Here is a 12,510-nt window from a genome sequence, read left to right as displayed (position 1 = left end):
CGGGAAAGGAAGCGGTTGTGAAAACCTACAACATTTGCCTGTTGCCGGGCGACGGCATTGGGCCGGAGATCATCGCCGAAGGCGTGAAGGTGCTGGATGCGGTCGGCCGCAAGTACGACGTGGCCTTCAACTACACCGAGGCCCTGCTGGGCGGCATCGCCATCGACGAAACCGGCACCGCGCTGCCCCAGGAAACCCTGGATGTGGCGAAGGCGTCGGACGCGGTGCTGCTGGCGGCAGTGGGCGGCCCGAAATGGGACACCACCGATCCCAATCAGCCGCGGCCGGAGCAGGGGCTGCTGGGCATTCGCAAAGAGCTGGGGCTGTACACCAACCTGCGCCCGGTGGCCATTTTCAACGCCTTGGCCAGCGCTTCCACGTTGAAGCCGGAAATCATCGACGGCGTTGACCTGATGATCGTGCGCGAGCTGACCGGCGGTTTGTACTTCGGCATGCGCGAGCGCTTCTACGACGAAGAGGGGGCGGGCGTGAACGGCGCCAACGGGCAGCGCGCCTACGACACGCTGGAGTACCGCGAGTACGAAATCGACCGCATTGCCCGTCAGGCTTTCGAGGCGGCTCGCAAGCGCCGCGGCAAGGTGACCAGCGTTGACAAGGCCAACGTGCTGGAAACCAGCCGCCTGTGGCGCGAGATCGTGCACGCCATCCACGATGCCGAGTATCCGGACGTGGAGCTGGAGGATTTGCTGGTGGACAACACCGCCATGCAGCTGATCAACCGCCCAGCGGATTTCGACGTGGTGGTGACCGAGAACATGTTCGGCGACATCCTCTCCGACGAGGCGGCCCAGATCACCGGCTCGCTGGGCATGCTGGCCTCTGCCAGCCTGGGCGACGGCGTGGCCCTCTACGAGCCCAGCCACGGCAGTGCCCCCGACATTGCCGGTTTGGGCGTGGCCAACCCGCTGGCGCAGATCCTTTCGGTGGAAATGATGCTGCGCTACAGCTTCGACATGGGCGCGGCGGCCGATGACATCCATCGCGCCGTGACCGCGGTGCTGGACGAAGGCTGGCGCACCGGCGACATCAAGGGCCCCGACACCCCTGCCGACAAGGTGGTGGGCACCGTCAAGATGGGCGATTTGGTGTGCGAGCGCATCTAGCGCATCAAAATTGACGGCTTTATAGGATTAGTTCGCATTCGTGGGGCGGAGATTCAATCTCCGCCTTTTCTCTACGGGGCGCTGCGGAAAGGGAGGTGAGGGGCCATGGCGAAATTCGACCCGATTGCCTACATCAACGAGCCGCGCTGGCAAAAGGTGAGCCTGGGGCTTGAGCGCACGCGGCTTTTGTTGGAGAAGCTAGGGCGGCCGCAAGACGCCTTGCGGTTCGTGCACGTGGCCGGCACCAACGGCAAAGGCTCCACCTGCGCCTACATCGAGCGCATTCTGCGGGAGGCGGGCTATCGCACGGGGCTCTTCACCAGCCCGTTCATCCATTGCTTCGAAGAGCGCATTCGCGTGTGCGGCCGCAACATTTCCGTCGAAGCCTTGGGTGCCGTAACGCTTGCGGTGCGGGATGCCGCGTGCGAGGTGGAGGCGCAGCTGGGAGAGCATCCCACGGAGTTCGAGCTCATGTGCGCCACGGCCCTGTGCCACTTCGCCCAAGAGCGCTGCGACATCGTGGTGCTGGAGGTGGGGTTGGGGGGCCGTCTGGACTCCACCAACGTCATAGAGCGACCGGAACTCTGCGTGGTAACCCCCATCGCCCTCGACCACACGGCCATTTTGGGGGAAACCATCCCCGAGGTGGCGGCCGAGAAAGCGGGCATCCTCAAATCCGGTGCGCCGGTGCTCAGCTGGCCCCAGAAGCCCGAGGCCATGGCGGTGATAGAGGCGCGGGCGGCAGAGCTGGGCTGTCCGGTAACTGTGGCGGACTTCGGGAAGCTGGAGGCGGGGCCGTTGCGGTTAGGGGAGGGGCAGCGGCCCTTCCGCACCTTTACTTATGAAGGAGAGGCCTATCGCACAGGGCTGCTGGGCAGCTACCAGCCGGCGAACGCCGTCATGGCGCTGGAGGCGGTGCGGCTGTTGCGGCAGCGCGGCTGGAGAATTCCTGAGGACGCCGAGCGGCGAGGGGTGGAGCGGGCCCAGTGGCCCGGGCGCTTCGAGGTGGTGGCAACGGGGCCGCTTACCATCGTCGATGGCGGCCACAACCCCCAAGGGGCCCAGGCGCTGGCGGAATCCCTTACGGAAGTGTTGCAGGCAACGGGCCAAAAGAAGGCGGCTTTGGCCATGGGCGTGCTAGCGGACAAGGACGTTCGGGCCATGGTGCGGGCGGTAGCGCCGCGCGCGGCAGGGTTCGTGCTGTACGCTCCGGAAAACCCCCGCGCGCTTGCGGCCGAGCAGCTGGCCCAGGTAATTGCGGAAGAGGCGCCCGGGGTGCCGGTTGCGTTGGCGCCCGATGCTGCGGCGGCCTTGCGCCAGGCCCGCGCCCAAGCGGGGCCGGAGGGCGTGGCCGTGGCCTTCGGCACCCTCTACGCCATCGCCGATCTCATGAAGGCCCTCGATTAAGCAGTAAAGAAAACGCCCTCCGAAGAGGGCGTTTCCATAAGGCTCAGGTGAGTGCGGCGCTACAGGTTGTCGATGTAGGCAACCACGTCGCCCAGCGTTTCCAGCCCCTCCGGCTCGCCGAAATCGATGTCCAGCTGGTCTTCCAGCGCGCAAATCAGCTCAACGGTATCCAGCGAATCCAGCCCCAGTGTGGCGAATGTGGCCTCTTCGGTGACATCGGCCGGGTCCACATCCAGATTTTCCTGTAGTATGGTGCGAATCACATCGATGGTGGCCATGGGGTTAGTCCTCCTTTTGCACCAGCAGGCCGTAGCCACCGTCGTCGCGACGGTACAGCACGGAAACCTTGTTGGAATCGCGGTCGGTGAACACGAAGAAGTCATGCCCCAGCAGGTCGATCTGCACCAGGGCGTCCTCTTCGGTCATGGGGGTGAACTCGGTTTCCTTGCGGCGCACCACTGCTTCCTCGTCGTCCTGCAGCTCGTTCATCAGCTTGTCCAGGTCGAGGTCGGTCTCCGGCTTGGCGTCCTCGTGGGCGTAGTCCACAATGCGCTCGGTGGCGCGCACGCGCTTGTCCACCAGGCGGGTCTTGTACTTGCGAATCTGGCGAGCGATCTTGGCGGCGGCCACGTCGATGGCGGCGTACATGTCCTCTTCGCTCTCCTCCACGCGCACGATGCGGCCCTTGATGCGAACGGTAACTTCGCAAATGGCCGGCAACGGGTTGGCGGGGTTCTTCTCATGCATAAGGACGACTTCAGTGCTGATGGGATCAGCGTCGATGGCCTTGAGGGAATTGCCGATCTTTTCCTCTGCGTAGCTGCGGAGGGCGTCGGTGATGGCAATCTTGCGTCCCGTCACTGTAATGCTCATAGCGTCCACCTCTTTAATCGTGGCGAATAAAAAACAGCCTTCCGAAAGGCGCCGGGCACAAGGACGGCTTGCTGCATTTGGAATGCGAAGATGCGGCAAGCACGGTCATCTGCGGCCCCTCTCGTTTAGCTGCATGAATAGAATAACGCAAATCGGCGAAATGGAGAAAGGTTTAGTGAAATGACCAGAAACAGTTTTCTGACTCGTAACGCAGATTTCGCAGATGAGCGCGGGCAGGCGGGCGATATGGAGATAAATCAAGGACTTTAGTTCAATGGAGTAAAAAGAGCGTTACAATTATTTGTTATTGATTCGCATGGGTTTCCGGGCGAGGTACTGTTAATCCAAATTTGCAAATTCCGGCACGGCGGGCCATGGAGACACGGGCCGTCTGCGTTTCGGCCGTGGTTGCGGGCGGCTGAGGTTTTTCGTTTCCGAAAGGCGGTTGTTGGCTTTGGACAAGTTGTTCATTCCCGAAGTGCAGGGGCATCTTCGCCGATCGAAGGCCTTGGTGGCGCTCACCCATTCCTCCACGAAAGCGGCCATGGCCATGCTGCTGGCGGCGGTGGTTGCCCTGGTGGTGGCCAATACCGGTGCCCACGAGGGCTTCCTTGAGTTCTTCCACACGGAAGTGGTTGTGGGGGTGGGGCCGCTTGTGGGGGAGATGTCGCTAGCCCACATCATCAACGACATTTTCATGGCAGTGTTCTTCCTGCTGGTGGGCTTGGAAATCAAGTACGAGATGACGGTGGGTGAGCTGACCAACATCCGCCAGGCGGCGCTGCCCATCATCGCCGCTTGCGGCGGTGTGCTGGCCCCCATTGTCATTTACAGCATCTTCAACGGCATGAACCCCGAAACCGCTCACGGCTGGGGCGTGCCTACCGCCACCGACATCGCGTTCGCGCTGGGCATCATGGCGCTTTTGGGCAATCACGTGCCCAACGGCATCCGGGTGTTCCTCTCCACGCTGGCGGTGGCCGACGACATCATCGCCATCCTGGTCATCGCCATCTTTTATGGCCAGAGTCCGTCGGTTTTCTGGCTAGTCATGACCGCTGTGGTGATGGTGGTGCTCATCTTGATGAACCGCGCCCACGTATACTCGCTGACGCCGTATCTTTTGCTAGGCGTTGTGCTGTGGTTCTGCGTGTTCAGCTCGGGGGTGCACTCCACTATCGCCGGTGTGCTTTTGGCCTTCACCATTCCGTCTGGTTCCCGGGTAAATCTGCGTACCTTCCTCACTTGGTCGGATGAGCGGGTGAAACAGGCGTCGAGTCAGTTCGATGCCAATGCGCCCATCATGGCCCAGGGCGATTACATGAAAACGGTGAAGCACCTGTCTAAGGTGGCCAATGAGGTTATTCCGCCCGCCACGCGGCTGGAACACGCGTTGTATCCGTGGGTGTACTTCGGGGTGCTGCCGCTGTTTGCCCTCACCAACGCCGATGTGGCCCTGGTGGGCAACGATATTGGGCAGATGCTCAGCAGTCCGGTGCTCTATGGCGTATTTTTCGGCCTGCTTTTGGGCAAGCCCATTGGCATTGTGCTGTTCAGCTGGCTTACGGTGAAGTTCAAGATTGCCGATTTGCCTACCCATTGCAATTGGATGCACATGTTGGGAGCGGGCATCTTGGGCGGTGTGGGCTTCACAATGGCCATTTTCGTGGCGAATCTGGCATTCCCCGATTCGGTATTGGTGGCCGATGCGAAGCTGGGCATCTTGTCGGCTTCGCTGGTGGCGGGCATCCTGGGCTTCGTGTTCTTGTTCGTGCAGGCAGAGCGGGCCAAGAAGCAGGGGCTGAGCTTCGGCGAGGCCACCGACATGATCGATCCGCAATCCGAGGAGCCGTTTGAGCGGATGGCCGAATCCGACGGCACCATCCAAGAGGAGTTCGAGCAGGAAGGGGCCGCTGAGGCGAAAGCGGCCGAGGCGGCTGAGGCTCAAGACGCCGAAGGGCTGCGATAGCTTCCACCCTCTCAGGCCATCAAGCCCCGGCGGTTTTCGCCGGGGCTTTTTTGTTGACTTGCATACCCTCATAGGGTATAAATTACGACAATAATATACCCCCTGGGGGTTTAGAAAGGAGCTTTCATGGATGAGGTGACCGCAGCGGAAGGCTGTTGCTGCCATCACAAGAAAACGCCCCGCAGCGCCGAGCTGCAGGCGGATGTGCAAAAGCGGCTGAACCGCGCCATCGGCCAGTTGAACGGCGTGAAGGCCATGATCGATGAGAACCGCTATTGCGGCGATGTGCTCACGCAGCTGGCGGCGGCCGAGAGCGCCATTCGCCGGGTGCGGGAGCTGTTGCTGAAAGAGCACATGGAAACCTGCGTCGTGGAAGAAGTGCAGGCGGGCAACACCGCGGTCATCGATGAGGTGTTGAAGCTGATGAGGAATTTCGGCTAGGGCGCGGCCCGTTTGGCCGGTGAGGAGCTATCGTGACGGAAGAAAACGGAACCCAGGTGCATGCGCAGCAGCTGCGCCGCGTGGTATTCGAGGTGGACACCATGCACTGCGAGAAGTGCGTCGCCAACGTGACCAAGCACTTTCAGGAATTCCCCGGCGTGCTGGGATGCCAGGTGGATTTGGAGGCGCAAACGGCGGCGGTGGACTTTGACGGCGCGGTGACCGATGTGGCGAAGTTGCTGCGTGCGCTGGACGATACCAATTTCAAGATCACCGAGCGGAAGCCAAGGCAGCACTGGGCGCTGTTCGATGTGGGCACCATGCACTGCGAAAAGTGCGTCGCCAATGTGACCAGCCACTTCGAGGCGGTGCCTGGGGTGACGGCCGTGCGGGTGGACCTGCCCGGGCAGGTGGCCGAGGTAACCTATGATGGCAATACCGCCAGCTTGGAGCAGCTGCTGCACGCGCTGGACGACACCAACTTCCAGCTGACGGTGCGCGAGGCTTCCGAGCAAAAGGCGGCCGCCCCTGCGGAGGGGGTTTCTACGGAGGGCTCTTCTGCGGAGGATGACTGCTGCCGGGGGGACTCCGCCCCGACCGCCCTTCGTAGGGCAGAGATTCTATCTCTGCCTAAGGAGCAACCAGAAGACGGCACTGCGTCAGCCCCCGCCGCTCCCTCCACCGCCAAGATCCGCATCGCCATCGAGGGCATGCACTGCGCCAACTGCGCCGCCACCATCGAGCGCAACTACGCCAAAACTCCCGGCGTGGTGAAATGCGCCGTGAACCTGGCCAACAACACCGGCATCGTGGAGTTCGACCCCTCGGTGGCCTCGGTGGACGACATGCTGCGGGTGTTCGACCCGCTGGATTTCTCTGCCGAGATCATTCCCGACGACGCACCCTTGGTGGACGAGCAACGCCGCGCCAAGGAAAAGGCCCGCGGCCGCCACGACCTGAAGGTGTTCGGCACAGCGGTGGCACTTACGGTGGTCATCTTCTGCATCGGCATGCTGCCCGGTTGGCACATGGGGGTGGGCGAGGCGCTGGCCAGCGCATTCGTGCCCAACCCCACCCACGCCCAATCCATGTTCGCCGCCAACACCTTGCTGCTCGTGCTCACCATTCCGGTGCAGTTCGGTTGCGGCGCCCGCTTCTACAAGGGGGCCGTGGGCAGCCTGCGGGGCGGTTCGGCCAACATGGACGTGCTGGTGGCGCTGGGCACTTCCATCGCCTTTTTGTTCTCGCTGTGGATCACTTTCCAACCGGTGATAACCGGCGACTGGACCGGCCATTTTGCTATGGCCATCAACGACGGCATGCCCTATTTCGAAACCTGCGCCATGCTGATCACTTTCGTGCTGCTGGGCAAAATTCTGGAAGCCCGGGCGAAGGGCGCCACCAACCAGGCCATCGAAGCGCTGATGAACCTCACGCCGCCGGTGGCCCGCGTAGTGCGCGGCGGCGCCGAAGAGGAGGTGCCGCTGGCCAGTGTGATGGTGGGCGATACGGTTGTGGTGCGTCCCGGCGAGAAGATGCCGGTGGACGGCGTGGTAATTGTCGGTCGTTCGGAAGTGGACGAATCCATGCTCACTGGCGAGCCGCTGCCGGTGCTGAAAGAGGAGGGCTCGGATGTAACCGGCGGTACCGCCAACACCACTGGCGCGCTTACCGTGCGCGCGCTTCGGGTGGGGAAGGATTCCACGCTTTCCCGCATCGTGCGGGCAGTGGAGGACGCGCAGGGGTCGAAGGCGCCGGTGCAGCGCATGGCCGACAAAATTGCCGCCGTGTTCGTGCCCGCCATTCTGGTTCTAGCTGCTATCACCTTCTGCATCTGGTTCTTCTTCGTTCCCGCGGCCGACGGCGCCAACCAGTTCCAGCGGGCACTGCTGCCGGCTATCGCAGTCATCGTGGTGGCCTGCCCCTGTGCGCTGGGCCTGGCCACGCCCACGGCGCTCATGGTGGGCATGGGCAAAGGGGCCCAGCTGGGGGTGCTCATCAAAGACGGCGAAGTGCTGGAGCGGGTGTGCCACCTGAGCGATGCCGTGTTCGATAAAACCGGCACCCTCACCGTGGGCTCCCCCCAGGTGGTGGAGTGCACGGTGGCGCCGGCGGATTTGCGGCTGGCGGCCGCGCTGGAGGCCAAGAGCGAGCATCCGCTGGCGCGCGCGGTGGTGGACTACGCCGCTGCCAGTGGAGCGCTGGGGGCGGAAGTGCAGAACGCCCATCGTCAGGCCTTTGCCGCTAACGCCGCCCGGTTGCCGCAGGTAGATGGCAAAACGGTGGGGGAGAAAGAAGCCCTTGCCGCCTACGGCAGGCTATTGGCCCAGGCGCTGCCTGCTGCCGCCGACTTCCAAGCGGTGGTGGGCAAAGGCGTGCAGGGCGTCGTGGAGGGCCATACGGTGTTCGTGGGCTCCCGCGTCAGCGTGGACGGCCGCGATGCGGGAGGGTTCTCGTTCCGCGACCAGCCTAAAGCCGGCGCCGCCGGTGCCGTGGCCCAGCTGCGGCGCGATTTCGCCGTTACCAGCTACATGGTTACCGGAGACGCCCCGGCCCCGGCCCGTGAGGTGGCTGCCGAGGTGGGCATTGCTCCTGATCACGTGTTTGCCGAGGTGAAGCCGCTGGAAAAGGCAGAGAAGGTGCGGCAGGTGAAGGAATCCGCCGTGGCGGCGCAGAAGGCAAAGGGCCAGAAGGGCGCGGCGGTGGTGGTGGCCTTTGTGGGCGACGGCATCAACGACGCTCCGGCGCTGGCGGCGGCCGACATCGGCGTGGCCATGGCTTCGGGCACCGATGTGGCCCTGGACGCGGGCAGCGTGGTGCTGATGCGCAACAAGCTGAGCGATTTGGTGGTGGCGGTGCGGCTTTCCAAAGCCACGATGCGCAAGATTAAGCAGAACCTGTTCTGGGCCCTCATTTACAACTGCGTTATGATTCCGCTGGCGGCGGTGGGTATCTTGGCCCCGGCCTTGGCGGGGGCGGCGATGGCGTTTTCCAGCGTGTCGGTGGTAAGCAACTCGCTGCTTCTGAAGCGGTTTAGGTAGGGTGTTTCGCTCTTTGTTTTCCGTGGGCCGTCCTGCGCGGGGCGGCCCTTCGCGCTATTTGGCCGAGGCTGTTGTGGCGGTTTTCGCTCGCTTGCCCCAGTGGGGTGCCGCTGCGTTATACTTTCCGCAGTTTATTCCCCCATAGAGAGGGCTCGTATGAAGAAAGCAGCCTTGGTGCTGGCGGCCGGCGCCGGCACGCGCATGAAGTCCAAAAAGCCGAAGGTGGCTCATGAAATTCTGGGAAAACCCTTGGTGAACTGGGTGGTTGACGCTGCGGAAGCGGCGGGTATGGACCAGGTGGTCACGGTGGTGGGCCACGGCCGCGAGTTCGTAGAGCCCCTGGTGGCCCACACTACCGTGGCGGAGCAGAAGGAGCGCAAGGGCACCGCCGATGCGGTGGCTTCGGCCGCCGATGCGCTGGCCGGCTTCGACGGTTCGGTGGTGGTGCTCTCCGGCGACTGCCCGCTTATCACTTCCGACACCATTGCCGCGCTGGCCGAGCTGCGGGAAACCGCCGATGCTGCAGCGGTGGTGCTTACCATGAAGCTGGACAACCCCTTCGGCTACGGCCGCATCGTGCGCGACGAGGCGGGCCAGGTGCTGCGCATCGTGGAGCAGAAGGACGCCACGGCCGAAGAAGCGGCCATCGACGAGTGCAATTCCGGCTTCTACTGCTTCGACGCGAAGTTTTTGTTCGAGGCGCTTTCCCAGGTGGACAGCAACAACGCCCAAGGGGAGTTCTACCTCACCGACGTCATCGAAATCGGTCGCAAAGCGGGGCGTGCGGTGCTGGCGCTGCAAGCGGAGGATCCTCAGGAGTGCCTGGGGGTGAACTCCCGCATTCAGCTGGCCGAGGCCACCGGTGTGCTGCAGCGGCGCATCAACCAGAAGCACTTGGCCGCCGGCGTAACCATGTGGGATCCGGCCCAGGTGTGGATTGGCCCCGATGTTGTTATCGCCCCCGACGTGGAGCTGCTGCCCCAGGTGATGCTACTGGGTGCCACTTCCATCGGCGAGGACACCGTGGTGGGCCCCAACTGCCGCCTCACCGACACCGTGGTGGGGAAGGGCTGCGTGATTGACGAGACCATCGCCATCGAGGCGCAAGTGGACGACGGCGCCACCTGCGGCCCCCGCGCCTACCTGCGCCCCGGCGCGCACCTGTGCGAAAAGGCCAAGGCCGGCACCCACGTGGAAATCAAGAAGTCCACGGTGGGGAAGGGCTCGAAGGTGCCGCACCTGTCCTATGTGGGCGATGCCGCCATCGGCGAAGGGGTGAACCTGGGAGCCGGCACCATTACCTGCAACTACGATGGCAAGCACAAGCATTCCACTGTTATCGGCGATGAGGTGTTCGTGGGCTCTTCCACCATGCTGGTGGCTCCGGTGACCATCGGCGAAGGCGCCACCATCGGCGCCGGCTCGGTGATCACGAAGGACGTGAGCCCGCACTCGCTGGGGCTGGGCCGCGCCCGCCAGACGGAAATCGAAGGCTGGAAGCCGAAGGCGTAGTTTTCCCTTGTTAATCCCAGGCGCTTGGGGCTTTTCGCCCCTATAATGAGCGTCACTGAGCCGAACGTCTTGAAGGAGAGATTCATGACCGAGATGCAGAAGAGCTTGGCGTTGTTTTCCGGCACCGTTTCGCCCGAGTTGGCGGAGAAGATTGCCGACACGCTGGGCGTGAACCTGGGCAACATCCGTCTGGAGAAGTTCGCCAACGGCGAGATTTACGCCCGCTATCTGGAGTCGGTGCGCGGGGCCGATGTGTTCCTCGTCCAGTCGGTGGCCGGCGATCACATCAACGACGCCCTGATGGAGCTGCTGATCATGATCGATGCCGCCAAGCGCGCCAGCGCCCGCACCATCACCGCGGTCATTTCCCACTACGGCTATGCCCGGCAAGACCGCAAGGCGGCGGCTCGTGAGCCCATTACCGCCAAGCTGGTGGCCGATCTGCTGCAGGCGGCCGGCGTGAACCGTGTGATGACCATCGATCTGCACCAGGGCCAAATCCAGGGCTTCTTCAACGTGCCGGTGGATCACCTCACGGCCCTGCCCATCCTGGCGGATTACTTCAAGAACAAGAACCTTGACCAGGACAAACTGTGCGTGGTTTCCCCTGATGTGGGGCGCGCCAAGGCTGCCAAGAAGCTGTCCGACATGCTGGACGCCGACCTGGCCATCATGCACAAGGGCCGTCCGGGCCACAACAAGGCGGAGATCACCGCCCTTATCGGTGAGGTGGCCGGCAAGACTTGCATCCTGAACGATGACATGATCGATACCGGCGGCTCCATCGTGGCCGCTGTGGAAACCCTGAAGAACAAGGGCGCCGAGAAGATTTACGTGTGCTGCACCCATCCGGTATTCTCCGGCCCGGCTTACGAGCGCATGAACAACCTGGACGTGGAAGAAGTGGTGGTGTGCGACACCATTCCCGTGCCGCTCGACAAGCAAACCGGCAAGATCAAGGTCATTTCCGTGGCGCCGCTGTTCGCTCGCGCCATCGCCAACGTGTACAGCAACGGCTCGGTAAGTGACCTGTTCGACCCCGACTTCGCGCTATAAGGTTCCGATGGCCTGACGGCCATCGGAACCTCTGGTTAAGGGCTCCCTGCCCTCCCAAAGGTGGGCCGATTCGCCAGGCCTGCGCTCGATGCTCCGTACGGGGTGAGCTAACTCGCCTAACGGCGAGCGGATCTCGCCCCTACTTCGCTTGGCCGGACCTCGCTCCGACCTGCCGAATCGGCCCATCCAAGAAGAAGTGCGCTCGGCCGGCCTTCGGGCCAATCTGGGGCACCTGGGAAACCCTCGGCTGCCGGCTTGGACCTGTGGTCGGGCGGCGACCGGGGCGGCTGGAGGGCGGGCCGGCCCGGCAGGATGCCATCGCAGGTTGAATTCGTAGGGCAGAGATTCTATCTCTGCCTTTTGCTTAGATTGGATGATTGATGTACCTGATTGCTGGCTTGGGAAATCCCGGTCCGGAATATGCGGCTACGCGGCACAATGCCGGATTTATGGTGGTGAATCGCATCGCGGAAGAGCTGGGCGCCCGCTACTGGAAAAACGAGGGCGGTGCCCTTACGGCAAAGGTGCTGTACAAGGGGCAAGAACTGGTGCTGGCGAAGCCCCAAAGCTTCATGAACACTTCTGGCGGCCCTGTGAAAAGCCTGATGAACGCCTATGGGCTGAAGCCCGATCAGCTGATTGTGGTACATGACGAGTTGGACATCCCCGCCGGCACCATCCGGGTGAAGCTGGGGGGTGGCCACGCCGGTCACAACGGGCTGCGTTCCATCTGCGACAAGCTGGCCACCCGCGATTGGCTGCGGGTGCGCATCGGCATCGGCCGCCCGCCGGGGCGCATGCCGGTGGCGGATTTCGTACTGGCAGCCCCGAAGAAGGATCAGGCGGAAGAGCTGGCCGCCGCGGTGGACGAGGGGGCGAAAGCGGTGCTTTCCCTCATCGACAACGGCCTGGAGAAAACCCAGCAAGCCTTCAACTGAGTGTGTCAGGGGGACGTTCACTTTTGACCACCGTTCGCAGGGCAGAGATTCTACTCTGCTTTTCTTGCTTCTGGGGCGGGGGAAAGGGCGGGGCTATCCAAATCGCTCGAACGGTCCTGCTTTGGAAAGTGCGCCAGCGGTGCGCTTTC

The 12,510-nt window shown here is 63.0% G+C and carries 10 protein-coding genes; 8 read left to right on the top strand and 2 right to left on the bottom strand.

Going from position 1 to position 12,510, the window contains the following annotated elements:
• The first annotated feature begins 17 nt into the window (after nucleotides 1-17).
• Both leuB and DMP11_RS02420 read left to right on the top strand, forming a co-directional pair.
• Nucleotides 18-1,124: a 3-isopropylmalate dehydrogenase gene (leuB, locus tag DMP11_RS02425; RefSeq protein WP_123184914.1), complete on the top strand. Its 1,107-nt coding sequence runs from the start codon at nucleotides 18-20 to the stop codon at nucleotides 1,122-1,124.
• A gap of 105 nt (nucleotides 1,125-1,229) precedes the next feature.
• Entirely contained in the window at nucleotides 1,230-2,531 is a 1,302-nt protein-coding gene (locus DMP11_RS02420; RefSeq protein ID WP_123184913.1) for a bifunctional folylpolyglutamate synthase/dihydrofolate synthase, read from the top strand.
• A 59-nt stretch (nucleotides 2,532-2,590) separates the two neighbouring features.
• Here the strand turns inward: DMP11_RS02420 and DMP11_RS02415 are convergent, their stop codons facing one another.
• Nucleotides 2,591-2,809: a phosphopantetheine-binding protein gene (locus tag DMP11_RS02415; RefSeq protein ID WP_123184912.1), complete on the bottom strand. Its 219-nt coding sequence runs from the start codon at nucleotides 2,807-2,809 to the stop codon at nucleotides 2,591-2,593.
• Between the two features lie 4 nt (nucleotides 2,810-2,813).
• The gene (hpf, locus tag DMP11_RS02410; RefSeq protein WP_123184911.1) at nucleotides 2,814-3,404 is read right to left on the bottom strand and encodes a ribosome hibernation-promoting factor, HPF/YfiA family; all 591 of its coding nucleotides are present in this window, start codon (nucleotides 3,402-3,404) and stop codon (nucleotides 2,814-2,816) included.
• A 454-nt stretch (nucleotides 3,405-3,858) separates the two neighbouring features.
• Between hpf and nhaA the strand changes: the two genes are divergently transcribed.
• The 6 genes from nhaA (at nucleotide 3,859) to pth (ending at nucleotide 12,361) form a co-directional block, all read left to right on the top strand.
• Nucleotides 3,859-5,373 carry a Na+/H+ antiporter NhaA gene (gene nhaA, locus DMP11_RS02405; RefSeq protein WP_214647036.1) on the top strand — a complete coding sequence of 505 codons (1,515 nt, stop codon included), beginning with the start codon at nucleotides 3,859-3,861 and terminating at the stop codon, nucleotides 5,371-5,373.
• A 126-nt stretch (nucleotides 5,374-5,499) separates the two neighbouring features.
• Nucleotides 5,500-5,814: a metal-sensing transcriptional repressor gene (locus tag DMP11_RS02400; protein WP_123184910.1), complete on the top strand. Its 315-nt coding sequence runs from the start codon at nucleotides 5,500-5,502 to the stop codon at nucleotides 5,812-5,814.
• Between the two features lie 32 nt (nucleotides 5,815-5,846).
• Nucleotides 5,847-8,855 (top strand): heavy metal translocating P-type ATPase, encoded by a 3,009-nt coding sequence (locus DMP11_RS02395; protein ID WP_123184909.1) that lies wholly within the window; start codon nucleotides 5,847-5,849, stop codon nucleotides 8,853-8,855.
• A 156-nt stretch (nucleotides 8,856-9,011) separates the two neighbouring features.
• A complete protein-coding gene (gene glmU, locus DMP11_RS02390) occupies nucleotides 9,012-10,367 on the top strand; it encodes a bifunctional UDP-N-acetylglucosamine diphosphorylase/glucosamine-1-phosphate N-acetyltransferase GlmU (protein WP_123184908.1) in 1,356 nt (451 codons plus the stop codon).
• Between the two features lie 45 nt (nucleotides 10,368-10,412).
• Complete coding sequence (locus DMP11_RS02385) at nucleotides 10,413-11,423, top strand: ribose-phosphate diphosphokinase (RefSeq protein WP_371826718.1); 1,011 nt, start codon at nucleotides 10,413-10,415, stop codon at nucleotides 11,421-11,423.
• Between the two features lie 380 nt (nucleotides 11,424-11,803).
• Nucleotides 11,804-12,361, top strand: a complete 558-nt coding sequence (gene pth, locus DMP11_RS02380; protein ID WP_123184906.1) for an aminoacyl-tRNA hydrolase — start codon at nucleotides 11,804-11,806, stop codon at nucleotides 12,359-12,361.
• The last annotated feature ends 149 nt before the right edge of the window (nucleotides 12,362-12,510 follow it).

It is taken from the genome of Parvibacter caecicola (genome assembly GCF_003725335.1).
In the GTDB taxonomy this organism is placed as follows: domain Bacteria; phylum Actinomycetota; class Coriobacteriia; order Coriobacteriales; family Eggerthellaceae; genus Parvibacter; species Parvibacter caecicola.
This window is presented reverse-complemented; position numbering and strand designations above follow the sequence as displayed.